The sequence below is a fragment of the Vibrio hibernica genome, assembly GCF_015223435.1.
In the GTDB taxonomy this organism is placed as follows: domain Bacteria; phylum Pseudomonadota; class Gammaproteobacteria; order Enterobacterales; family Vibrionaceae; genus Vibrio; species Vibrio hibernica.
In genome coordinates, this window is the sequence record NZ_VHKO01000005.1 from 93,051 (window position 1) to 115,502 (window position 22,452).

At 40.0% G+C, this 22,452-nt stretch carries 21 protein-coding genes; 17 read left to right on the forward strand and 4 right to left on the reverse strand.

Annotation, left to right across the window (positions count from 1 at the left end; translation table 11 throughout):
* Positions 1-66 precede the first annotated feature (66 nt).
* The 17 genes from FH976_RS03965 to FH976_RS04045 all read left to right on the forward strand — a co-directional run bounded on the left by FH976_RS03965 (position 67) and on the right by FH976_RS04045 (position 16,887).
* Complete coding sequence (locus tag FH976_RS03965) at positions 67-930, forward strand: cell division protein (protein WP_194089617.1); 864 nt, start codon at positions 67-69, stop codon at positions 928-930.
* A gap of 1,153 nt (positions 931-2,083) precedes the next feature.
* Positions 2,084-2,335, forward strand: coding sequence for a hypothetical protein (locus FH976_RS03970; RefSeq protein ID WP_228767330.1), 252 nt, complete (start codon positions 2,084-2,086; stop codon positions 2,333-2,335).
* 23 nt (positions 2,336-2,358) lie between these two features.
* Positions 2,359-2,634 (forward strand): hypothetical protein, encoded by a 276-nt coding sequence (locus FH976_RS03975; protein WP_194089618.1) that lies wholly within the window; start codon positions 2,359-2,361, stop codon positions 2,632-2,634.
* Positions 2,635-3,230: 596 nt separating this feature from the next.
* A complete protein-coding gene (locus FH976_RS03980) occupies positions 3,231-3,983 on the forward strand; it encodes a DUF2971 domain-containing protein (RefSeq protein WP_194089619.1) in 753 nt (250 codons plus the stop codon).
* Positions 3,984-4,872: 889 nt separating this feature from the next.
* Entirely contained in the window at positions 4,873-5,505 is a 633-nt protein-coding gene (locus tag FH976_RS03985) for a DUF4823 domain-containing protein (protein WP_228767331.1), read from the forward strand.
* Between the two features lie 161 nt (positions 5,506-5,666).
* On the forward strand, positions 5,667-6,026 hold the full coding sequence (locus FH976_RS03990; protein ID WP_194089620.1) for an MmcQ/YjbR family DNA-binding protein: 360 nt from the start codon (positions 5,667-5,669) through the stop codon (positions 6,024-6,026).
* A 202-nt stretch (positions 6,027-6,228) separates the two neighbouring features.
* A complete protein-coding gene (locus FH976_RS03995; RefSeq protein ID WP_194089621.1) occupies positions 6,229-7,371 on the forward strand; it encodes a cytochrome P450 in 1,143 nt (380 codons plus the stop codon).
* Positions 7,372-7,760: 389 nt separating this feature from the next.
* The gene (locus FH976_RS04000; protein WP_194089623.1) at positions 7,761-8,864 is read left to right on the forward strand and encodes a mechanosensitive ion channel family protein; all 1,104 of its coding nucleotides are present in this window, start codon (positions 7,761-7,763) and stop codon (positions 8,862-8,864) included.
* A 203-nt stretch (positions 8,865-9,067) separates the two neighbouring features.
* Positions 9,068-9,478, forward strand: coding sequence for an SDR family NAD(P)-dependent oxidoreductase (locus FH976_RS04005; RefSeq protein ID WP_228767332.1), 411 nt, complete (start codon positions 9,068-9,070; stop codon positions 9,476-9,478).
* 114 nt (positions 9,479-9,592) lie between these two features.
* Entirely contained in the window at positions 9,593-9,955 is a 363-nt protein-coding gene (locus FH976_RS04010; protein ID WP_194089625.1) for a SelT/SelW/SelH family protein, read from the forward strand.
* A 257-nt stretch (positions 9,956-10,212) separates the two neighbouring features.
* On the forward strand, positions 10,213-10,698 hold the full coding sequence (locus tag FH976_RS04015) for an RDD family protein (RefSeq protein WP_194089626.1): 486 nt from the start codon (positions 10,213-10,215) through the stop codon (positions 10,696-10,698).
* Positions 10,699-10,817: 119 nt separating this feature from the next.
* The gene (locus tag FH976_RS15850; protein WP_228767333.1) at positions 10,818-11,123 is read left to right on the forward strand and encodes an excalibur calcium-binding domain-containing protein; all 306 of its coding nucleotides are present in this window, start codon (positions 10,818-10,820) and stop codon (positions 11,121-11,123) included.
* Between the two features lie 1,097 nt (positions 11,124-12,220).
* A complete protein-coding gene (kduI, locus tag FH976_RS04025; protein WP_194089627.1) occupies positions 12,221-13,060 on the forward strand; it encodes a 5-dehydro-4-deoxy-D-glucuronate isomerase in 840 nt (279 codons plus the stop codon).
* Between the two features lie 39 nt (positions 13,061-13,099).
* Entirely contained in the window at positions 13,100-14,089 is a 990-nt protein-coding gene (locus tag FH976_RS04030; protein WP_194089629.1) for a TRAP transporter substrate-binding protein, read from the forward strand.
* A gap of 57 nt (positions 14,090-14,146) precedes the next feature.
* Positions 14,147-14,674 (forward strand): TRAP transporter small permease, encoded by a 528-nt coding sequence (locus tag FH976_RS04035; RefSeq protein ID WP_194089630.1) that lies wholly within the window; start codon positions 14,147-14,149, stop codon positions 14,672-14,674.
* Positions 14,675-14,685: 11 nt separating this feature from the next.
* The gene (locus tag FH976_RS04040) at positions 14,686-15,993 is read left to right on the forward strand and encodes a TRAP transporter large permease (RefSeq protein WP_194089631.1); all 1,308 of its coding nucleotides are present in this window, start codon (positions 14,686-14,688) and stop codon (positions 15,991-15,993) included.
* Between the two features lie 123 nt (positions 15,994-16,116).
* Positions 16,117-16,887: an IclR family transcriptional regulator gene (locus tag FH976_RS04045; protein WP_194089633.1), complete on the forward strand. Its 771-nt coding sequence runs from the start codon at positions 16,117-16,119 to the stop codon at positions 16,885-16,887.
* A gap of 66 nt (positions 16,888-16,953) precedes the next feature.
* Here FH976_RS04045 and FH976_RS04050 read toward each other — a convergent pair whose 3' ends face one another.
* The 4 genes from FH976_RS04050 to malK all read right to left on the reverse strand — a co-directional run bounded on the left by FH976_RS04050 (position 16,954) and on the right by malK (position 22,412).
* The gene (locus FH976_RS04050) at positions 16,954-17,901 is read right to left on the reverse strand and encodes a DMT family transporter (RefSeq protein ID WP_194089634.1); all 948 of its coding nucleotides are present in this window, start codon (positions 17,899-17,901) and stop codon (positions 16,954-16,956) included.
* A gap of 168 nt (positions 17,902-18,069) precedes the next feature.
* The gene (locus FH976_RS04055; protein ID WP_194089635.1) at positions 18,070-19,428 is read right to left on the reverse strand and encodes an alpha-amylase family glycosyl hydrolase; all 1,359 of its coding nucleotides are present in this window, start codon (positions 19,426-19,428) and stop codon (positions 18,070-18,072) included.
* 91 nt (positions 19,429-19,519) lie between these two features.
* A complete protein-coding gene (gene lamB, locus FH976_RS04060; RefSeq protein WP_194089636.1) occupies positions 19,520-20,800 on the reverse strand; it encodes a maltoporin LamB in 1,281 nt (426 codons plus the stop codon).
* A gap of 502 nt (positions 20,801-21,302) precedes the next feature.
* Positions 21,303-22,412 carry a maltose/maltodextrin ABC transporter ATP-binding protein MalK gene (gene malK / locus FH976_RS04065; protein WP_194089637.1) on the reverse strand — a complete coding sequence of 370 codons (1,110 nt, stop codon included), beginning with the start codon at positions 22,410-22,412 and terminating at the stop codon, positions 21,303-21,305.
* Between the last annotated feature and the right edge of the window lie 40 nt (positions 22,413-22,452).

Genomic DNA, 22,452 nt, shown 5'->3' on the forward strand with positions numbered 1-22,452 from the left:
GGCTGGACTCGCTGACGCTCGCCTGTGTTGGCGGCGTTAGCTGTCTTTTGAAAATCGAGGAAAACTATGAGTGAAATAGAGCAATGCAACAGTCGGAATATTCCACTACCAATTCAACGAGAAGTTCGTCAGAGGTGTGGCTTTGGCTGTGTCATTTGTGGTTTGCCGTTGTATGAATATGAGCATATGGAGGAGTGGGCTGTAGTAAAGCGTCATGTTGCTGATGAAATTACACTATTATGTGACCAGCACCATAGAGAAAAAACTGGCGGGCTACTGCCAGTTGAAGTTGTGAAAGCTGCAAATAAAGCTCCTTTCAACTTGAAAGAGGGGAACTCTAAGCCTTACAACTTACATTTTGCGGGAACTGAAGCAACAATAGAGATCGGCAGCAATAGCTTTACCTGTAAAGATAATGGGTACGGGACCGCAATGGTGCCTGTAAGTGTTGATGGTACACCATTGATTGGATTGATTTTAGCTGACGGTCATCTACTGCTCAATCTGGTTGTATTCGATGAATGCAACGCACCAGTGCTTCATATCAAAAATAACCAACTAATTTATTCGACTTCCCCGTGGGATATACAGTTAGTTGGAAAAAAACTAACAATTAGAGAGGCGCATAAAAAAATTCTATTTGAAGTAGAGTTTTTCCCTCCTAATCGCGTTGTTATTAATCGCGGGCGTTTGTTGAGAAATGGGGTTGAAATCTTAATAAGACCAAGCAACATTCTAGTAACGAATAACTCCACCCTACTTCGAGACTGCCATGCTCATAATTGTTATGGCGGTTTAATAATAGGTTACCATGAAAATCCAGTTGGTGGCTTTATGGCGCTACAGAGTGTTCCTCGATATTTAGGTGATCGTACTGAAGCGTTGAAGTTTGAAAAGGAGTCACTTCAGCGTATCGAATCATATAGCTAACAAAGCATTTAAGAGGGATTCTCAACGCTTGGCATTTTTGCTTCTACTTCAAATTTAGTGTTTAAGGTACAATGCGTTAGGTTGGGTGGTGGCGTTGTTCACCCCTTAATGCGGCGTTAGAACGTATTCGTATTTTCAAGGTTTAAGTTGTTCAGAAGTGGTTGGCTTTTCTGTCAATTAGCCCAAGTTTCTCAACTCATTCGTTTTGTGTTTGCCGCTTCGTAACTTTAATTTTGAACGTAGCTTTTGTGAAAGTCGCGTTTGAGTTGTTCATCTGGTTTTTAGTTGGTTTCGTAATTGTTAATCGTTGAAAATATCGTAGTCAAGTTCGTCCATTTTTCGTTTTTATTTCAGCGTGATCCCATAAATGTTATTAACCGTTTGAGTGAAATGGGTTTCTTTAATATTTTAGTGGGGCGGTCAAGCCGCTTTAACATTCCTGTTGTTCTAACAAAAAAATAAATTGGACGGTTGGGACTTGGCATTTTGGGTTTTAAGTTTGGCGTGCTTTGTTGGTAAAGTGGGTTCGCCAATTATTTAAGCGTTAGAACGTATTCGTATTTTCAAGGTTTTAGTTATTCAAAAATGGTTGGCTTTTCTGCCAATTAGCCCAAGTTTCTCAACCCATTTGTTCCGTGTTTTTCGCTTCGATATTCCATCTTTCAATGTGATTTTTGTAAAAGTCGCGTTGAAGTTTGTCATCTGGTTTTGGGCTAGTTTCGTGGTTGTTAATAGTTGAAAGTATTATCGCCAAGTTCATCTATTTCTCGTTTTTATTTCAGCTTGATCCCATAAATGTCATTAACCGTTTGAGTAAAATAGGTTTCTTTAATATTTTGTTGGAGGCGGTCAAGCCGCTTGAACATTCGTGGTGTTCTAACAAAAAAATAAATTGGACGTTTGGGGCTTGGCTGTTTTGGTTATAGGTTTGGCGCGCTTTGCTGGTTAAGTGTGTGCGCCAATTATTTAGGCGTTAGAACGTATTCGTATTTTCAAGGCTTTAGCTATCCAAAAGTGGTTGGCGTTTCTGCCAATTAGCTTAAGTTTCTCAACCCATTCGCTCTGTGTTTTTCGCTTCGATATTTCAGCTTTCACGTGGCTTTTGTGAAAGTCGCGTTTGAATTTTCCATCTGGCTTTTGGTGGGTTTCGTGGTTGTTAATCGTTGAAAGTATCGTAGCCAAGTTCGTCTATTTTTCGTTTTTATTTCAACTTGATCCCATAAATGTCATTAACCGTTTGAGTAAAATGGGTTTCTTTAATATTTTATTGGGGCGGTCAAGCCGCTTGAACATTCGTGGTGTTCTAACAAAAAAATCAAATGGACGCATGGAGCTTGGCTGTTTTGGTTTGAAGTTTTGTGTGTTTGGTAAATTTAACTGGAAGCGCCATTTATTGTGGCGTTAAATGTCATCGGCTACGGAGAGCTAATGCCTAATTGGTTGAACGAATTCTTATATGTATTGGCTTTATCAAAGAAAACTCAGTGGGCCCTTATTTTTGGCGCTGTGTTCTACTTTGGTATCCTTCTTCTTGGTCAGCATATGCTCAGTAACTTTGAGTTACAGGGCTCTGTAAAAGGGATTCAGGATGTCATTGCTCATAAAATTGCTAAGAAATACGATAAAGCTGCATTAGTTGCTCTCTTTTCATTTCTGGTTCTAGCGTATAAATGCTACCAAAAAGATAAGAAGCGGTTCTGGTAAAGTGCATTTAACAAAAAAAGTCACGGCGACCCAATACTCTCCACTTGAGCTTTGTGCGCCAAAATACTCGCACAAAGCTCAAGCTCCGGTATTGGGCGCGTGCTTTAGGCGTTAGAACGTGTTCGTATTTTCAAGGTTTTGCTTGTTCAAAAGTGGTCTGCTTTCTTATCAATTAGCATAAGTTTCTCAACCCATTCGTTTTGCTTTTGTCGCTTCGTAACTTTAATTTTTAACGTAGCTTTTGTGAAAGTCGCGTTTGAATTGTGCATCTGGTTTTTGGTGGGGTTCGTGGTTGTTAATTGCTGTAAATATCGTAACCAAGTACATCTGTTTTTCGTTTTTATCTCAGCTTGATCCCATAAATATCATTAACCGTTTGAGTAAAATGGGTTTCTTTAATATTTTAGTGGGGCGGTCAAGCCGCTTGAACATTAGTGGTGTTCTAACAAAAAAATAAATTGGACGTTGGGGCTTGGCAGTTTTGGTTTTAGGTTTGGCGCGCTTTGTTGGTTAAGTGGGTTCGCCAATTATTTAAGCGTTATGCACTCAGGGGGATCGTTTGAGTTATCCAAAAAAGAATATTTAAGTATGAATCAATGTCTATACAAGCTTTGACAAACCTTAAGTCTCAAGCGATATATTTCAATTCTCCATTGAACTTTAATGATCCATTCGACTGCAGAATGGATATTAAATTTCGTGTCCCCTATATAGATGAAGTCCCTTATATACTTAAATTCCTAAGGGAAGAACTTAAAGATCATCCAAAATTGACTGAAATCGAAAGTCAGTCTACTGGTGAGTTGGCTGCCATGGGGGTGGTTCTTGCAGAAAATATGCTAAAGGAGCGTGCAAATGAGGTTTTTAAATCTAGAGGTGTATGCTGCTTCAGCGAAAGTAATGATAATCTTTTGATGTGGTCTCATTATGCATCGTCCGCTAAAGGTTTTTGCTTAGAGTTTGATACTGATAACGAACATTTTGGAAAATTGTTACCTGTCGAGTACCTCGATAATCCGCCTGAGCTGGATTATCGGAAAATATTTTCAATAGATGGCTTGTATTTCTTGAAGGCGCTATTTTGTACAAAGTCATCTAATTGGAGCTACGAAAAGGAATGGCGTGCTTTACATAGTGAGATAAATAAGGTGTACCACTATCCAAAAGAGTCGTTAACAGGTGTGTACTTCGGCCCTGAGGCCGACCAAGATTTCTTAGAAATTATCTGCCTAATTATTCAAGGCCAGAATCCAGAGGCTAAATTTTATAAAGGGACGCGGTCCAAAGAGCATTACAAAGTGACTTTTGAGGAAGTTAACTATACGCCTCATATATTGGCAAATGCATAACAAGTCGTGCCAGTCGGACAGTTTGTTCCGTGGCTCCTTTTGTACGGGGCGCTACGCTCGCACAAAAAGCCACTCCACAAACTGCCGTTGCACTCGGCGTTATGAAGCTGATGAAAAGCATGAGTTTTTTGGTGGTTTAGTTCATCTAAATTTGAAAGTTGATCGGTTCAATTTAACGCTATTTTTTGCTGTAACTTGGTTTGGTTCTTTGTCGCTGAGCGCCGTTTAAATTCAACTAAAAACTAATATGCCAATTGGCTTTTTCGTTCTCAATATTTCATCAATTTGGTGGTAACTTTTGTGGGCGGCGCAACGCTGTTAAAGTGAATTATCTAATCGCTAAAATTGGATTTTTGGTCAGTTTCGTGGGTCATCAGCACAGCGTTATTTCAGATGGTTTATCGTGTGCCTTGGGTTTTGTGCCACGGTTGGGAAACGCCTTTCATAACAAAAAAATTAAATGGACGCATGGAGCTTGGCTGTTTTGGTTTGAAGTTCTGTGTGTTTGGTAAATTTAACGGTAAGCGCCATTTATTGTGGCGTTAGAACGTGTTCGTATTTTCAAGGTTTTAGTTACTCAGAAATGATTGGCTTTTCTGCCAATTAGCTTAAGTTTCTCAGCCCATTCGTTCAGTGTTTTTCGCTTCGTGGCTTTAACTTTCAATGTGACTTTTTCAACAGTCGCGTTTGAGTTTGTTATCTGGTTTTTGGCTGGTTTCGTAGTTGTTAATCGTTGAAAGTATCGTAGCCAAGTTCGTCCATTTTTCGTTTTTATCTCAACTTGATCCCATAAATGTGATTAACCGTTTGAGTGAAATGGGTTTCTTTAATATTTTATTGGAGCGGTCAAGCCGCTTTAACATTTGTGGTGTTCTAACAAGAAAATAAATTGGACGGTTGGGGCTTGGCTGTTTTGGTTTTAGGTTTGGTGCGCTTTGTTGGTAAAGTAGTTCGCCAATTATTTAAGCGTTATACGAGAAGCAATGACAGAGGAAGTCTGGTGAAGAAATCATTATTTTACATATCATTTTTATTTATGGTTGTTGGCTGTGCAGATAGTCATAACTTACAGGTATCAGAACTTACTTCGAATGTTAAGGTACTTTCCACAGATTCAATTTATATTGCCGTTTCTGAAAATGGGCAATATGGTTCCAAAAACTATATCGGATCTGGTGATATGCTAACTCAATCAATAAAAGCATCACTAATGACAAAATTAGACAATGTTGTAGTAGCCAAAGAACATCAAACATATTCAGAAGCACTAAATTATGCAAAACAAAATAAATTTGATTATTTAGTCTATCCGACAATTTTACATTGGGAGGATAGGGCAACGGAATGGTCAGGAATCCCAGATAAACTTCAAGTGAAAATATCAGTCACCAGAATATCAGATAGTACAATTATTAAATCTGCCGTGATAAATGGGAAAAGTGGTATTTTTACTTTTGGGGGCGATCATCCTCAGGATTTATTGCCTGAAGCGGTAAATGATTATTGGCAAGGTATTCTATAAAAATCGTATAACAAAAAAATAAATTGGACGGCTGGGGCTTGGCATTTTGGTTTGTAGGTTTGGTGCGCTTTGTTAGCTAAGTGGGTGCGCCAATTATTTAAGCGTTAGGCGTCCACAATGACCCGCTCTTGCGATTGATCTTTACTCCAAGGAAAACGGATATGAGCCTAAAAACGGCAATCATCAAATATGCAGATAATAAATACCAAGCAAAGCCTGATTTTCCGTGGGCAAAGTTTCCAAATTACACGGTGTTGCGGCATCAAGGGTCAGACAAGTGGTTTGCCCTCCTAATGAACGTTCCAAGAGATAAACTCGGTCTCAAGGGAGACGGCGAGGTTGACGTGGTCAACGTAAAATGCAGGCCAGAACTCGTAGGCTCTTTACGCATGAAAGAAGGCTTTCTGCCTGCGTATCACATGAACAAAGAGCATTGGCTGACGGTTCTGGATAACACGGTCCCAGAAAAAGAAATTTATGAGCTGATTGATGACAGTCATCAACTCACCACACATGATTGAAGACGCTCTCCAATATGCCACCTAACAAGGCGCTGCACTCGGACAATTTTAAAGCTCTCGGTGAGCGCGGCGTTAGCATTAGGGCGGCCTGCCAACTATCAATATATGTCTATTTAAATCATGAATTAATGCGGTAAATTATTTAAAGTGTGTAACCTGTTTAGCGACAAAAAGTTAGCCTTTTGATGGTGTAGGAGAATACATGACTAATCACATTCCAGACTATATATCTCCCGAGGGGCGAGATTTACGTGAATATACCGACGAATTACGACAAAACCATGCAGTGGTCAAGAATACTTTCGGTGAGTGGGTGCTACTTAAACATGCGGATGTCGTAGCAGCCGCTAGCGATCATGAGCGTTTTTCCAGTGCTGTGTCTCGTTACCTTCAAATTCCGAATGGATTAGATGGTGATGAACACACACGTTATAGAAAAGTTATTGACCGGTATTTAAGTGAAGAAATGTTAAAACCGTACATTCCCGTTTTTCAAAAAGTGGCTACTCAACTAATGATAGAGTTACCTAAAGGCGAGATATTGGATGCGGTAAGCGACATTGGTGCTGTTTTTGCTGTACGTGCACAATGTGAATGGCTAGGTTGGCCAAAAGAATTAGAGCCTCGTTTGTTGAAATGGATGACTGACAATCATGCGGCTACTCGTTCTCGAAACCATAAAAAAATGGAAATTGTTGCAAAACAATTCGATGAAATAATTCGATCTATTATTAGTCAGCGGCGGTCTGATCAAGCGGAAGAAAGTAGTGATGTGGTTACTCAGCTATGTAATGACGTTAGCCTTGGGCGACGGTTGTCGGAGCCAGAATTAATTTCTATTATGCGAAATTGGACTGGCGGTGATCTTGGATCTATCGCGTTATGTGTTGGTGTCATTGTATATGAAATAGCACAGAAACCAATTCTTGTAGAACAGTTAAAAGCAGCCAAAGACAGCGAAGTGGAGGCATTTATCGATGAAGTTTTACGCATTGATGACCCATTCATTTCGAATCGGAGAATGACTACCTGCCCTGTACGAATTAGTGGGCATGATATTCCAAGTGGAGCCAAAATAAAATTAAACTGGACTTCTGCTAATCGAGATGAATCGGTATTCAGAGACAATAATTTTTGTCCTGAAAGAAATAGAGATACTAATCTAGTTTACGGGGTTGGCAAACACGCTTGCCCGGGTCGTCTGTTAGCAACTTGGGAGCTGCGGATCATGCTACAGACGTTATTGTCTTCGGTACAAACGATTAAACTGGCCCCGAATCAACAAGTAGAACGAGAAATTACACCTCTTGGAGGCTTTCATCGGGTACCGATTGTGTTTTCTTAATAGATTTGAGGAGCCTCCATTTTTAGCAAAACTTAATATAGCTGATGATGCTAACAAGTTGCTACACTCGGAAAAATTACTGCTGCACTCCGAATTTTCCGGTGAATAAGGCATTCGTTTTAACTTAGCGGAAACACTTCGAGTTTAAAAAAATGATGAGGTATAACCGGGCACAACAGGGTACGCTGGTATTGAAATTCATGTGGTGACAGAGCCGCGGGCTTAACAAAAGCTACGATACTATTGGGCTTTTGCATAGTAGCGAAATGAACATGAGGTTTGTGATCACTTCCTGATTCGTGCTTAAATTAAACTGCTTTCTATAGGCATTTATTTGCTAATTAAGGTGAGTTTTCTACCGTTTACCCCCCGAAGAGAGGAGAATTTTGATGGAGTGGTTCGAGCCAATTAAAGATTTTTTGGCCAGTGATATATGGTGGGTTTTCCCATTATTTTTATTAGTGGGTCTGATGGCGATCAACCTTATTTTAGGTGTAACGCTAACATTTCTCTGGAAAAGGGATAAGCCGGAAGTAAAGGTGTGGCGTAGTGCTATAGTTAATGCTTCTAACGCGCCTTTACGAGCGTCAGTTTGGTTATTGGGCGTTATTATTGCCACGCGACATTATTTTCCGCCGGGTAGTGGCTATCCAATAATTGACGATATAAATTCGCCAGTTCAGAAAGTTTTATTCATTTTTTTGATGGGTTGGTTTCTGTTTCGCTTGATTAATCGCGTTGAAGAAAATTACTTCAAGCGTGCCAGTGTTCAGGATATTTATGTAGACCGGACTGCAGCCACAGCGGTGAAAAAGATTGCCGTAATCGTTGCGTTTCTGATGGTGGCTCTTGGTGTTTTTCAGGCGTTAGGCCTTTCTGTTTCTGGGTTGCTAGCTTTTGGTGGTGCCGCTGGTATTGCGGTGGGTTTTGCCGCCCAGAACTTAGTGTCTAACTTTTTCGGTGGTCTGACTGTGTATGCCAGTCGAATTTTCAAGCTGGGCGATGACATTATTCTCAAAAGTACAGGCCTGTCCGGTACGGTTGCTTATATTGGTTGGCGCTCGACTACCATCGACGGGTGGGATGGTAAGCGTATTTACGTGCCCAACTCTACTTTTAACACTGAAAACTTGATCAACCATTCTCGTCTTACACACCGCACGCTCTCACAGGATGTTCTATTGAGCTATGCCGATTACGAAAAAATCAATGAAGTTGTCGAAGAGGGCAATAAGCTGTTGGCCGCGCGTGAAGACCTGAAATATTTTGTTTTTCGTTTTAGCGAATTCGGAGATAAAGCCCTTAAGCTCAGTATTTATGCTTGGGTGCAGTCGACAGGACGTCATAGTTTCGTGCCTTATGCGGATTTTGCTAAAGCGCAAGAAGAAATTCTAATGGGTATTGCCGATATTGCCCGCGGTAAAGGTTGTAAGGTGTTGCCAGTCAATCATGTGTGGTTAAACGAAGCGCCTATGCGGGAACCTGATAGCTGATAGGCGTTTTTTACTTACGTTCGTTTACTACAACATGAGCCACGCTGTAGCATAATGTTCTGAATCACGGAGCGTCTGCTATAAAGGCGCGGGTGTTTAGGACGAGGTATTATACTGATTCTGTGAGCTCCGGTTTTCGATTACATAGATAAAATCATGAGCTTGCTAATATATAATTTATTTTTCTTGAAAGGAGACGCACAATGATCAATTTAGCTACATCGCTTGATGGAAAGCGGGTCGTGGTTATCGGCGGGGCTTCTGGTATTGGCTTTGCAGTTGCTGGGTTAGTGCATGAGTTGGGCGCACAGGTTGTGATTGCTTCACGCAATTCTGCTCGCGTCGATGCAGCGATAGAACATCTACCGGGGATAACGGGTAAGACGGTCGATCTGCGGGACGAGGCCAGTATTTCTGATCTTTTTGAGAAGGTTGGAGAGTTTGATCATCTCGTTATTACGGCAAATGATTGGGGTAGCTCTGCTCCAGTGGCCACTACGGATATTGATCTCGCTGCGGCACATGATAGTTTCGAAGTCCGTTTTTGGGGGGCACTCGCTGCCGTCAAACACGGTAGTCGTTTCATCGCTTCACCTGACCGCTATTCCGCATAGAGGCAGGTGAGCTTAGCGTTAGCTCGATCGCAGGATACTCGTATTAAAAAGGTTTTATTTTAGTAATGTGATAAAGACTCTTAGATTATAAATTGAATCCAACAGGTACTTTGTATGAGAGTCACTTTCTTTGGTTTGCTTTTATGTGTGTCTAGCTTTTCCAGCTCAGCACAAGTAGAGGAATGGAACGTAATAGAAAGCCATGGTAAATGCGTTGAACTTTCTGCTATGTCAGAAAAAGCGACAGAATTTATCAATGCTAAATCGCCTAATGATTTGGTTAACAACTATATTGCTAGTGGTTACGCTGCACAAATGGTTGATCTCCGTCTAATTATCTTGGCTGATTATCCTAATATGACGAAAGAAGAAATTGGCACACTTCCACCAAGCGGAAAGTCATACCTGATTGAAGTCGATGGTCAATATATATGGATGTTGATAGATAAACCTTACTGCAAATTAATACTCCGTTGAATGCTTATTTTGGTTAAGTTTTTTAACGTGTAATATCTGCATAACAGGTTGATTAGACGGAGTGAAAACAGTTACTCATCGCTCCGCTATTATAACTAACCATTTTAACCAACCATAATCTTCTTCTTAGCAAAGCCTTAGACAAATTGAAATTATACTTGTCTCGCAAATATTAATCCCTCGAATAAATATCAATACAATATAAATAAAACTAATGGCATATTTGGATATTTAAACATTACAAGGGAAGTATATTTATGAACGACAACACTCCAGCTAGAATGAGCGATATTTATGAATACTCTGGTTTTTGGCCTAGATTTGGAGCCAGTATAATTGACGGTATACTCATATCGATTATTACTTATCCAATTTTGATATCTGTATATGGCTGGTCTTATTTAGAATCTGAAACAATTATCCACGGTGGTACAGATTTCATACTCAGTTGGGTGTTTCCATTTGTCGTTACCATGATTTTCTGGACCTATAAACAAGCAACACCAGGTAAAATGGCTATATCAGCTCGAATTGTAGATGCTGATACTGGCAATAAGCCTACACAACGCCAATACATAATTCGATATCTGGGATATATAATTGCATTCCTACCTTTGTGTCTTGGCTTCTTCTGGATCATTTGGGACAAACGTAAACAAGGTTGGCATGATAAATTGGCGAATACAGTTGTAATTAATGCTAAACATAATGTTGATGAAGTTAATTTTTTTGGTAAGAATTAGACTGAAAATTACTTAAATGAAAGCTAACAGGCTCGGCGTTCTCAGCTTGAAGCCTGGTAAAGTAAATTTATAGTGCGATTTAGTAAAGTACTATAAGTTTTATTTAACATGGAGTTCGATTGAACAGATTATTAATTATCACCTTGATTGGTTTGGCAATTTGGCAGGTTTATTTAAAAAATAATTCTGTTATTGAAGAGAAAACTTCTCAAGTTGTTTCTGAATTGACTAATAATGCGGAAATGCAAAATTTTGAAAAAGAAATACCTAATTTTAAAGTGACCTATAGATGTGATGGCAGACAATATTGTTCTCAAATGGGGTCATACGAAGAAGCTAAATATTTTCTGAATAATTGTCCTAATACAAAAATGGATGGTGATCGAGACGGAATACCATGCGAAAAGCAATTTAATAAATGGTAACTTTAAATATATAGTAAGAAAATCACTTCAGATTTTAGCAGATGATAATAACTTACCGAGTCATAAGGTTTGTGAATGTTTAGGTATGAAATTAGAAGGTATAGTGTTTAATCGTAAAAATCTGAATGGTCGTATTGTTAATCATGTTATTTATGGTTAATTTAAGGGTGGTTAGAACCAATACAATAAGGTGTTAAACGGGCACTTAAATATGATAACAATAAATCATTATTTGGTCGGCTAGCTTTATTAGTTCATGAGTTTATAAATGGTGGTCATTACTACAATATGAATCGTTATATAAAATGTAATCGCTGTGGTTCTAAGGTTCTTTCTAATAAAGGGGATGAATTGGAATAATATGGATAATAATTATTGGTGCTATTTAATTTTTTCAAGCTGTTATAGTTGGAAAAATTAAATGGCTACAGGTCACTAGGTTTTAGTCATAACCTCACCGATTTGAATCATCCCATTTCCATCGGGTGTAAGAAAAACGCTTTTATCACGATTTAAAAGGTAACAATCCTCAACATACTGGTATTGGCACCACGGTGTCTTCACTTCTTAAATATGTGTAAGTCATTCCAAACCCCGCGATTAAGACCAAAATATTAAACGCTGTCACTATAATTTGAACAGTGGTATTGCCCAAATATCGCTAAAAATTTCTAGCATAAAATCAAACCGGTTACAGTTTTATAACGCTTAGTTGTCTCCACATAAAGTCGACGTCGAGTTAAATAGGCGTGGAATGCTCCCAATATCCAATATCCAATATCCAATATCCAATATCCAATATCCAATATCCAATACCGAATACTCAATGAGCTATGAGCCAAAATCAGTGCGGCTTGATGGTGCAAAAAGAAAGTTCTTAGTCAGTTAAAAGGTATTTTTTGCACGTTTTTCCATCGAAAAAGAGTGATTCTCCATTTTTGTGAGCTTTTATTGTTCACTGTTGATCTTGATCATATAAAGAAACATCGTTTCAAAAATAATATGAACTTTGATCACAGAATGGATTGTTCGTATATGAATGCTATTGTTTGTATATAAATAACGGTTACTCTGAGTACATTACTGAGGAGAATGACATGCACATTAATTACAACAGTAACCCTATCGATGCGAAGCAATATGACACGACTCGTTTGCGTGATGAGTTCTTAACTGAAGATCTATTTAAGCCAAATGAGTTAACGATTGTTTACAGCCATATTGACCGTATTGTGGCGATGGGGGTTTGCCCAACGGATAAACCGTTAAAGCTTGACGATTTAGTGGAAAAGAAGGCATTCGGTACCGATTATTTCTTAGAAAGGCGTGAGCTAGGTATCTTAAATCTAGGCAGCAAGGCTGAAATTAATTGTAATGGTGTCTCTTATGTATTGGAACATTTAGATGCCGTTTACTTAGGCAAAGGTGAACAAAATATTGAATTTATTTCACTCGATTCTGAATTAGACCCTGCTTTCTATTGCTTGAGTGCGCCTGCGCATCACACATATCCATCTCGTATTATCCGTCGCTCTGAAGCTAAACAGGTGGACTTAGGCACGCAAGAAAATGCCAATGCACGCTTGATTACTCAGTATTTACATCCAGATGTGCTGCCAACTTGTCAGCTTTGTATGGGGGTAACTCATCTAAAACCGGGCAGTGTATGGAATACCATGCCAGCGCATACGCATGAACGTCGTATGGAAGCGTATTTATATTTTAATGTTCAGCCATCTCAAGTGGTTTTCCACTTTATGGGTGAGCCGCAAGAAACTCGTCACATCGTGGTACGAAACAAACAACTAGTACTTTCACCTAGTTGGTCTATCCATTCTGGTTGCGGTACGCAAAATTATAGTTTTGTTTGGGGAATGGTCGGTGAAAACCAAACGTTTGATGATATGGATTTCATTGATATGGAAACCATTAAGTAATCGAATATTAAAATAATTATTCTCATGGAGATGAATAGTATGTTGAAAAATAAAACGTTAAAACTTGCGACTCTTGCAGCTGTCATTGGCGGCTCACTGGCTATGTCATCCATGGTAAGTGCTGCGACTGAAATTAAAGCGGCATTTAACCAATCAAATAAACACCCACAATACCTTGCGTTACAAGACTTCGGTAAAAAGTTAACTGAAGAAACAGAAGGTCGTTATAAAGTTTCAATTTTTCCTAATGAACTATTAGGTGATCAACGTGCAGCATTAGAGTTAGTTCAAACGGGTTCGATTCAAATGGCAGTTGTCGCTAATCCATTAGTTGAAAATTACGATAAGACTTTCCGTGTGATCGGAATGCCATATATCTATTCAGGCCCTGAACATCAAGAAAAAGTGTTTACTTCTGGCATCTTAGATAACCTATTTTCATCTACTCAACGATTTGGTTTTGAAGTATTAACCGCCTATACCGCAGGTGCTCGCAGCATGTACACCAAAAGTGGTCCGGTAAAAAATATTGCTGATATGAAAGGCGAAAAAATTCGTGTGATGCAATCAGATACCATGATCAAAATGTTGTCATGTATGGGTGGGACAGGCGTTCCGATGGGACAAGGTGAAGTATACAGTGCTGTGCAGCAAGGTGTTCTTGACGGCGCTGAAAACAATGAAATTACTTATTCTGACTTAAAACAATACGAAGTCGCGCCTTTCTTCTCGAGCACTCGCCATTTAATGGTGCCGGACTTAGTCGTGATCAGTACCGACTTCTTAGACACGATGTCAAAAGAAGACCAAGCGACACTGAGAAAATTGATCAAAGCAAGTACGGTGGAAGAATTTAATATTTGGAATCAGCAAATTTCCGCGGCAAAAGCCAATGCTAAATCCCATGGTGCAACGTTTACGGATGTTGATATCAAACCGTTCCAAGAAAGCTGTAAGAAGTTGCAAGATGAGTTAGTTGAAACTCCAGCGCAAAAAGATCTATACAACAAAGTGGTATCAATGCAGTAAACAGAAAAAGGAAGTTGGGTATCATAATAATGCCCAACTTTTTTGGGGCTAAGTGAAATGGTAAACAATCAATCTAACTTTCTAAAGAGAGTCAATCAGGTTAAGTCTGCGGTCGATTTTATTGCCTCTTGGGCATGTATTACGATTGTCGGAGCAATGACTTTACTTGTTACTTATCAAGTGATTTCACGCTATTTATTTAATAGTCCAAGTGGCGTTAGTGAGGTGTTATCTCGCTATTTGTTTATTTGGTTGATCTTTTTTGGTAGTGCTTATGTGTTTGGTTTAAGAGAACACATGAGTATTTCTTTTGTTAAAGATAAGTTTTCACCAAAAATGAAAGTTATTGCCGATATGTTCATTGAACTGGTGGTTATTGTCTTTACTTATTGCATCATGATTTTTGGTGGCTATAACACCGCAATGCGCCAAATGTGGCAATTAGATTCAGCATTACAAATCCCTATGGGGGTTATTTATTCTGCTATTCCGATTAGTGGATTATGTATTTTATTTTATTTCATTTGTAACGAGATCAATCTATTTGCTCGTTTAAAAGAAATAAATCATGAGTCTAATAAATAGGAGTGATGAATATGGATTTAGCAATTCTTGCCGCATTGATCATGCTTGGTGGTGTGGTTTTTTTCCTGATTATTGGTACGCCAATTAGTATCAGTGTTGGGATTTCATCTTTTGCCGCCATGTTGGTCATTTTGCCAATGAAAGGGGCGATGTTAACTTCGGCTCAACGTATGTTTGTGGGTCTTGACTCCTTTGCTTTGCTGGCGATACCTTTCTTTATCCTTGCAGGTAATATTATGAATAACGGCGGGATCGCGATCCGCCTAATTAACTTTTCTAAAATTATCAGTGGCTTCTTCCCTGGCTCTTTAGCGCAAACTAATGTGGTATCGAACATGTTGTTTGGTTCTATCAGTGGCTCTGGCGTGGCATCGGCGGCGGCGGTCGGTGGCATTATGTCGCCAATTCAGAAGAAAGAAGGTTATGATCCGGCCTTTAGTACCGCAGTCAATATAGCTTCTGCGCCAACGGGAATGTTGATCCCACCAAGTAATACCTTGATTGTTTATGCGACTGTTGCAGGTAGTGTGTCTATCTCTGCTTTGTTTATGGGTGGGTATTTACCGGGTATTTTATGGGGGGTTGGCGTGATGATTGTGGCCGGTATTATGGCCAAACGTCGTGGTTATCTTGCTCGGCATCGAATGACACTGGCTGAATGTGGAAAAGTGGCGATTGATGCAATTCCAAGCTTATCTTTGATTGTGGTCGTCATTGGTGGAATTTTAGGTGGCATATTTACTGCCACAGAAGCTTCGGCGATTGCCGTCGTGTATTCATTATTCTTGAGTGGCTGCTATCGGTCTCTTGATTTTAAAACACTGCCCCAGATATTCCTAAATACGGCAAAAATGTCGGCGATTGTTATCTTTATGTTAGCAACCTCTTCGATTATGTCTTGGGTCATGGCATTCACTCAAATTCCAGGCATGATCGCAGACAGTTTATTGTCTTTAACTGATAATCCGATCATCATCTTATTGATCATCAATATCGTGTTGTTGTTTGTGGGAACCTTCATGGATCCAACGCCAGCGGTTTTGATCTTTACGCCCATATTTCTGCCTATTTGTATGGGATTGGGAATGGATCCGGTTCAGTTTGGTATCTTATTGGTGTTCAACTTATCACTTGGTACGATTACCCCTCCTGTAGGGCCAATATTGTTTACCGGTTGTAAGGTCAGTGGCGTTAGTATTGATAGTGTGATTAAAACGCTATTGCCATTTTTCTTTGTGATTTTCTTAGTCTTAATGATGGTGACTTACATTCCTGCTATTTCGATGGCAATTCCACAAGCGATGGGACTTGTGGGCTAATAGCTCCACGATATATATAAAATGTGATTTAAGCCCCTCAACTCGAAAGAGAACATGTTTGGGGCTTTTTTCTATCTTGATGATAAGATTAATCAACGCATAGTCGATAAGCTTGGATGTAGAATGGAAATAAATAAGAAAACAGAATATCGAGCGCCTGCTTTAGAAAAAGGGTTAGAGATTTTAGAGTTACTTGCGCTTCAGTCTGAGCCGCTTACCAAAAAACAAATCTCAGAACGATTGAATCGCAGTGTGAATGAAATTTTTCGTATGCTATCGGTGCTAGTTGAAAAGCAGTATATTCAATATGATGCAGACAGCTCGGGCTATGCATTAACCCTTAAAATGTTTGCCTTGTCTAACCAATCACCACCGGTAGCTATTTTACTAAAACGCGCGGTTTCGTTAATGGAAAAGCTGTGCTTAAAAGTAAATCAATCCTGTCATTTAAGTCGTTATAGTAATGGCGAATTAATCGTGATCGCCAGCCATGAAAGTCCGTATAAAATGGGTTTTAGTTTACGATTGGGAGCAAAGTTAGATATTTGTTCATCTGGTTCAGGAATTGTTTTATTAAGTTTTAGTGAAGAGTCGCAACGAGAGGCGATGATATCGCTTGAAGTAAGTGCAACGAAAGAAGAAGTGAAACATGCATTAGGGCAAATCGAGAAAACAAAACAGCAGGGTTATTATGTTGGTGAGAGTCCACAAATATCCGGTGTAACCAATATCTCAGTGCCCATTTTCGGTGTGTTTGGTGAAATTGTCGCGGTGGTAACCACGCCGTTTATGACGCTTAATTCTAAAACTGTTCATCATCATATTGCAGACTTAGAGAATACACGTAATGAGCTATTATCACTGGCATCACAACTGCATCAGAATTTGTCTTAAGTTCAAATAATAAGTTCGGATAAAATGATATCCGAACTTAGTCTATAGGTTCAATTAAGATTCGATCTAAACCTTATATTCAACCGCTTTTCGGCGAACTCTCGTTACGAGGTAAATACCACTACACACGAGAATTAATGCGACAAGATTTTTCCATTCCAAAATATTTTCATCGAGGAATAGGGCCGATAGCAAGCTACCAAATATAGGAATTAAGAAGTTGAAAATGGTGATCATTCCTACTGAGTTGTATTTTAATAAAACACTCCACAACGCAAACGCAGCAGAAGATAACAGGGCTAAATAAATCATCAATAATACCGATGAGTTATCAAATTCACCGCTGCTACCACCAAAACTAAAACCAATAACTAATAATAAAACGCCGCCAATGCTTAGCTGCCAAGCTGTCATTAACATTGCATCCATTTTTTGTGATAGTTTTTTGCCATAGATCGAGGCTGAAGCAAGCAAAAATGCCGCCAATACGATTGAACCTTCACCCGCTAAAGAGAAATGGAAATCAAGTAGAGATGAATCAAAGTTAACGATAAATACGCCTAAAAACCCAATTCCACAACCAAGTGCTTTCCTATGCGTTAGGCGATCATTTTGATAAATGAAGTGCGCAAGTAACACACTAAAAAATGTCCCTGTCGCATTCATGATGGATGCTTTTACGCCTGTCGTGTACGCCAGCCCAATGTAGAAAAAGATATATTGCAATGTGGTTTGAGTGAGACCAAGCAGAGCAATTTGACGAAACTTTTGAATCGTCATGCCAAATTTATGTTTGCCCATCACGCGCGCAATGATAAGTAAAAATATACCGGCTAATAAAAAGCGTTGCCCAGCAAACACCATTTGTGAGGCGGTATCGTGTTGCCCAATTTCCAGTAAAGCATAGCCCGTTTTAATGGCGGGATAAGCACTCCCCCAAAGAAAAGTACATAAAATCGCAAGGCCAAAAACAACTAATGGTCGGGTAAAAAATTCATTATTAGTGTGTGTCATGCTATATCCAAAAAAAGTAAAAGAAAGGAATATTGGAAGGGGATCAATATAGCAAAATTAGAGTGATATCTCGATGAGAAAAACAGAATAAACCTTCTAATCTTCTCTTTAAATAATAAAAATTCAGAGGGAAGATTAAAAGGCTGAGTTGGGAGCTTGAGTTTACATTTACGCCATTAACATTAAGCCAGATTGGGCTGGAATGGTTAAGGTATGTTGAGAGAGTAAATCATCCCCACCCAGCAGCACACTATATTGCGCGACGGGGAGATTAACTTGAAATTCTTCATTACTTTTATTGATAGCAACAATACCTTTAGCCGCTTCAATGCTGCCGCGCAGCAACACTAATAATTCATTACCACAGGCAAGAACATGAATCGGTTCGCCATGAACATGCTTATAAAAATGAATCATCTTAACTAAGTTATTATCGTACCAGCTTCTCATCCAACGAGGGTGACCTAATGAGTCGTAATCATTACTGGTGTTTAAATCGGTATAAATGAGCGGTGAACCATCACAAGCACCGAGTAAGTAACAATACGCGAGTTGCTCATGTTGCGGTGACATTAGCTGATTACGAAAGATATCGTTGTTAGGAATATCGTGAGTAACAGCAAAGGTGATCGCGCGATCCGACGCTAAACATTGACCATTTTCTGCCACCGATAATAAAGATTTCATACTGGTGTTATGTTCAAACACATTCAAAATAGAGTGGAACAATGGAAAGTCATACGCATCAAAGCTGGTGTGCTTGATAAAAGGTTGCAAGAATATTTCATACTCGGCTTTATCCACGCCACCATCGGTAATGATCTCGCCAAAAACTCTGACATCAGCACAAATATTAGGAGTCCAAACCTTTTCGATATGTTGAGCGGAGAGGTGCTTTGCTGCATCAATGCGAAAGCCGTTTACGCCCAGCTTTTTTAGCGCACAGATATAATGTTGTTGTTGTTTTATCACGTTGTCGGTTGGCGCAAGCGTCGGCAATCCCGGATCGGTGTCACTGCCACTTAAGCGACCTGTTTGTACTTCTTTTGCATCCAGCCAGTTTTTAATTGGAAAAGCGGCTTCAAAATCGATTTTGGTGAATAGCGGTTGAGATAAATCACCAAATAAACGTAGGCGCTCATAGTGCTCTGGCTGAGCTTGATATTGCGCTAAGATCGTTTGATTGGGGTAATTGAGATCGCTGCGTAGATAGGCTTCATTCGCCATGTGATTAAAAACGACATCGACATAGATTTTGATTTTCTGCTGTTTTAGCGCTTCAATCATGGCAATGAAATCCAGTGTATTTCCCAATGGATTGTCGATAACGCGATAATCTTGCGGTTGATAACGCATCCACCATTTTTCTTCATCTGGTGACTTCATTGGCGGTGAAATTAAGACGGATTGGTAGCCGAGTTGCGCAATACGTTCAGCTTCTTCCGTGACTTTGTGATATGGCCAATCAAAGGCATGTAAAATCACATCAGCTTGAAATACGGCTGGTTTTTGTGTGAATACAGACATAATGCCCCTTAAATATTAATAAAAACAAATTGAGAGAAAACAACTAACGCCAGCAAAAGCTAGCGTTAGAATTTAAGCGACTACGATGGCATTACCACCATGCTTCCGCTTGGATACCGACAGACATTTCAGATGAATTGCCTTTTCCAAAGCGGTCATCATTTTTAAAGTCATCAACATAAGAGGCGTAGACGCGAATTTCAGGGCGAGCCCAGAAGCCAGATCCCGCAGACCATGCTTGAGCGACCGTAAATTTAGCCCCTTCATTATCGGCGCCATCGGTTCCCCACTGATTGTCTTCGGTGTAGTAACCCGCTTCAAGTTCGGTTTTCATGATTTCAGACCAGTTATAGATTGGACGCACAACAATATTGGCAAAAGTATGGTCTTTTTTATCGCCCTTATAAGAGCTTTGAGCGTACATGACTTGGTGACCGAAATCCCAGTTCTCGCTTAAATCTACCACACCAAAGTTAATGACGCGGAAACCAGTATCACCATCCGAAACCGCAGGGATCCAGCTACCTGAACCTAGCCCAGCCATACCTGATGCTGCGCCGTTAGTGGCAAATTGGAAAACTGTTTTGTTGAAACCACCAAAGAAGTTGCCTTGAGTAATGACCGCGGTTGCCATTACGCTGTCTTTAGTATCAATATCTAAATCATCTTGCTCATCGGTTTCATTAACCATGTAGTAGTTAACACCAAGTTCTAAAGTCGCATCTTGCCACAAACCAAGGTCGGCATAACGTAAATCCAAGTTGTTAACATTGACGTTTTGGTTGTCATTAACACCATCGTTATCAAGGTCGACACCGACATCCGTTCCTAAAGCATCATCACGCATAAAAGCAAATGAGATTTTACCTGGCCCTGCTGTGACATTTTCAATACCGCCGCCCGCGCCACCAGAAGTATTCCAATAGTAGAAGTCAGTGATATGAATGTCTTGACGTTGGTAGTAACGCTTACCAGCCCAAAGAGTGGCATCTGGATCCGCATCGAATAGGCCTTTTGCTTGCACGTTAAATTGCGCTAAAGCCACATCTGCGCCGTTGTCATCATCGCGAGCCGATTCCCAACCGTTCGAGCCATCAGAGCCATAAGCAATCATTGAGCTAACAATAAATTCTGCCGTTTCACCGGCTTTGATTGGTTTGGTGTCTAATTGAATTTCACCATAAACGTCGTTCTCGTTACCCAGGCGACCGACTTTATTTTTTTCATACGATTCATTCGCGCCACCATGAGCACTTATGCCAGCACCCGCTCGCATATAACCATGAAAGTCAGCTTCAATTGCCATAGCAGAAGAAGCAAGAAGAGCAGAGGATACCGCAGCAGCTGTTAAACAAACCTTTAGCGTTTTCATAATTACAATCCTTTATATTGTTTCCCGTTACCCGATTCATGCAATGACTAACATGAATACTTAATGGGTTGATGTTCGCTGAATGCGTACAACTTTCTTTGGTTTAGTCATTCAGTGATGGAGTTATCTTGCGAGAAATGCGTTAACTCAACATCCTCCTAAAAGAGAGGCGTAGGGGGAGTAGAATTAAAGGAGGAGTGTGGTGGTCACACTTGGGGCAGAGAAGCGTTGAACCGAATGTGAAGTACGCTGTTTTTTCCTAACGATTGGTGTTAAATATGGGAGAGCTATCACGAATTATACGGATTTGTGATCGGGGTTTTATTTTGAAATTTGATGAGAATTTAGTTGGCGTCGCATTTGATTATTTTAAATATAAGGCAGTTTTGACGAGCAAGTAGGAGAATTAACAAATGGTTATTAACAACCCCAAAAAAAGCCCCAAACCAGTTAGGGATGGGGCAAGGGCATTACTATGAAAAATAATTTAATCGTGTTGAGTTTATACGCCAGGTTCTTGATATAAGCGGCGGCATGCTCTGCCATCGCTGTGAAATAAATGGCAACGGTAAGCCGGAATACCAATTTCAAAGGCATCTCCAGACTCTACATCTAACGTATCGTTTTGACGGTAGATGACATCAGCATCAACGTGATCAAGGTTTAAGTAGACTTGGGTTTCGTTACCTAGTTTTTCTACTACTTGCACCTTGCCTTTAATACTGACATCGCCTTCATTTGCTGGCAGTAAATGTTCTGGGCGTACGCCTAATGACATGCGATCACCTTGCTTGACCGTACTACCATCCACCTGTATCCAAAAAGCGGCTTGGCTTGCGAGTTCTACTTTCACACGCTCAGCTTCGACTTCTTTGATTTGTACATTAATAAAGTTCATTTTTGGCGAGCCAATAAATCCTGCCACAAAACGGTTTTCTGGATAGTGGTAAAGCTCTAATGGCTTACCTACTTGTGAAACACTGCCGCCATCTAATACCACGATTTTATCGGCCATGGTCATTGCTTCTACTTGGTCATGAGTCACATATATCATGGTGCAACCGAGTTTCTTGTGTAGCTTGGCAAGTTCAATTCGCATTTGGACACGTAGCGCAGCATCGAGATTAGAAAGTGGTTCATCGAGCAAGAATACTTTAGGTTGCGCCACCAACGTACGACCAATTGCGACTCGTTGACGCTGACCACCCGATAGTGCTTTTGGGCGACGCTCTAATAAATGACCGAGTTGTAAAATATCCGCGGCGTGATCAACGCGAGATTTGATTTTGGCTTTATCTTCTTTAGCCAGTTTTAAACCAAAAGACATATTGTCGAATAAATTTAAGTGCGGATACAGCGCATAAGATTGAAACACCATGCCGACGCCACGCTCTGATGGAGGTACATCGTTCATTTTTTTGTCGCCAATGAAAAGCTCGCCAGAGGTAATGTCTTCTAAACCAGCAATGCAGCGTAGTAATGTCGATTTACCGCAACCAGACGGACCAACAAACACGACAAATTCACCATCTTGAATATCTAAATTGATATCTTGAGAAATGAGGTTGTCACCGTACGCTTTACATACTTTTCGCAGCGTTACACTCGTCATTGGTCCGTTCCTTTTCTTTTTATTGGTTTGGCAACAAGTT

What these genes read in the sequence shown, in the direction of transcription:
- FH976_RS04015 (WP_194089626.1), top strand. Translation starts at nt 10,213, where the DNA reads ATGAACGACAACACTCCAGCTAGAATGAGCGATATTTATGAATACTCT.
- kduI (WP_194089627.1), top strand. Translation starts at nt 12,221, where the DNA reads ATGCACATTAATTACAACAGTAACCCTATCGATGCGAAGCAATATGAC.
- lamB (WP_194089636.1), bottom strand. Translation starts at nt 20,800, where the DNA reads ATGAAAACGCTAAAGGTTTGTTTAACAGCTGCTGCGGTATCCTCTGCT.
- FH976_RS04010 (WP_194089625.1), top strand. Translation starts at nt 9,593, where the DNA reads ATGAGAGTCACTTTCTTTGGTTTGCTTTTATGTGTGTCTAGCTTTTCC.
- FH976_RS03975 (WP_194089618.1), top strand. Translation starts at nt 2,359, where the DNA reads ATGCCTAATTGGTTGAACGAATTCTTATATGTATTGGCTTTATCAAAG.
- FH976_RS04040 (WP_194089631.1), top strand. Translation starts at nt 14,686, where the DNA reads ATGGATTTAGCAATTCTTGCCGCATTGATCATGCTTGGTGGTGTGGTT.
- FH976_RS04050 (WP_194089634.1), bottom strand. Translation starts at nt 17,901, where the DNA reads ATGACACACACTAATAATGAATTTTTTACCCGACCATTAGTTGTTTTT.
- FH976_RS03990 (WP_194089620.1), top strand. Translation starts at nt 5,667, where the DNA reads ATGAGCCTAAAAACGGCAATCATCAAATATGCAGATAATAAATACCAA.
- FH976_RS04035 (WP_194089630.1), top strand. Translation starts at nt 14,147, where the DNA reads ATGGTAAACAATCAATCTAACTTTCTAAAGAGAGTCAATCAGGTTAAG.
- FH976_RS04000 (WP_194089623.1), top strand. Translation starts at nt 7,761, where the DNA reads ATGGAGTGGTTCGAGCCAATTAAAGATTTTTTGGCCAGTGATATATGG.
- FH976_RS04055 (WP_194089635.1), bottom strand. Translation starts at nt 19,428, where the DNA reads ATGTCTGTATTCACACAAAAACCAGCCGTATTTCAAGCTGATGTGATT.
- malK (WP_194089637.1), bottom strand. Translation starts at nt 22,412, where the DNA reads ATGACGAGTGTAACGCTGCGAAAAGTATGTAAAGCGTACGGTGACAAC.
- FH976_RS03965 (WP_194089617.1), top strand. Translation starts at nt 67, where the DNA reads ATGAGTGAAATAGAGCAATGCAACAGTCGGAATATTCCACTACCAATT.
- FH976_RS03980 (WP_194089619.1), top strand. Translation starts at nt 3,231, where the DNA reads ATGTCTATACAAGCTTTGACAAACCTTAAGTCTCAAGCGATATATTTC.
- FH976_RS03995 (WP_194089621.1), top strand. Translation starts at nt 6,229, where the DNA reads ATGACTAATCACATTCCAGACTATATATCTCCCGAGGGGCGAGATTTA.
- FH976_RS04045 (WP_194089633.1), top strand. Translation starts at nt 16,117, where the DNA reads ATGGAAATAAATAAGAAAACAGAATATCGAGCGCCTGCTTTAGAAAAA.
- FH976_RS04030 (WP_194089629.1), top strand. Translation starts at nt 13,100, where the DNA reads ATGTTGAAAAATAAAACGTTAAAACTTGCGACTCTTGCAGCTGTCATT.
- FH976_RS04005 (WP_228767332.1), top strand. Translation starts at nt 9,068, where the DNA reads ATGATCAATTTAGCTACATCGCTTGATGGAAAGCGGGTCGTGGTTATC.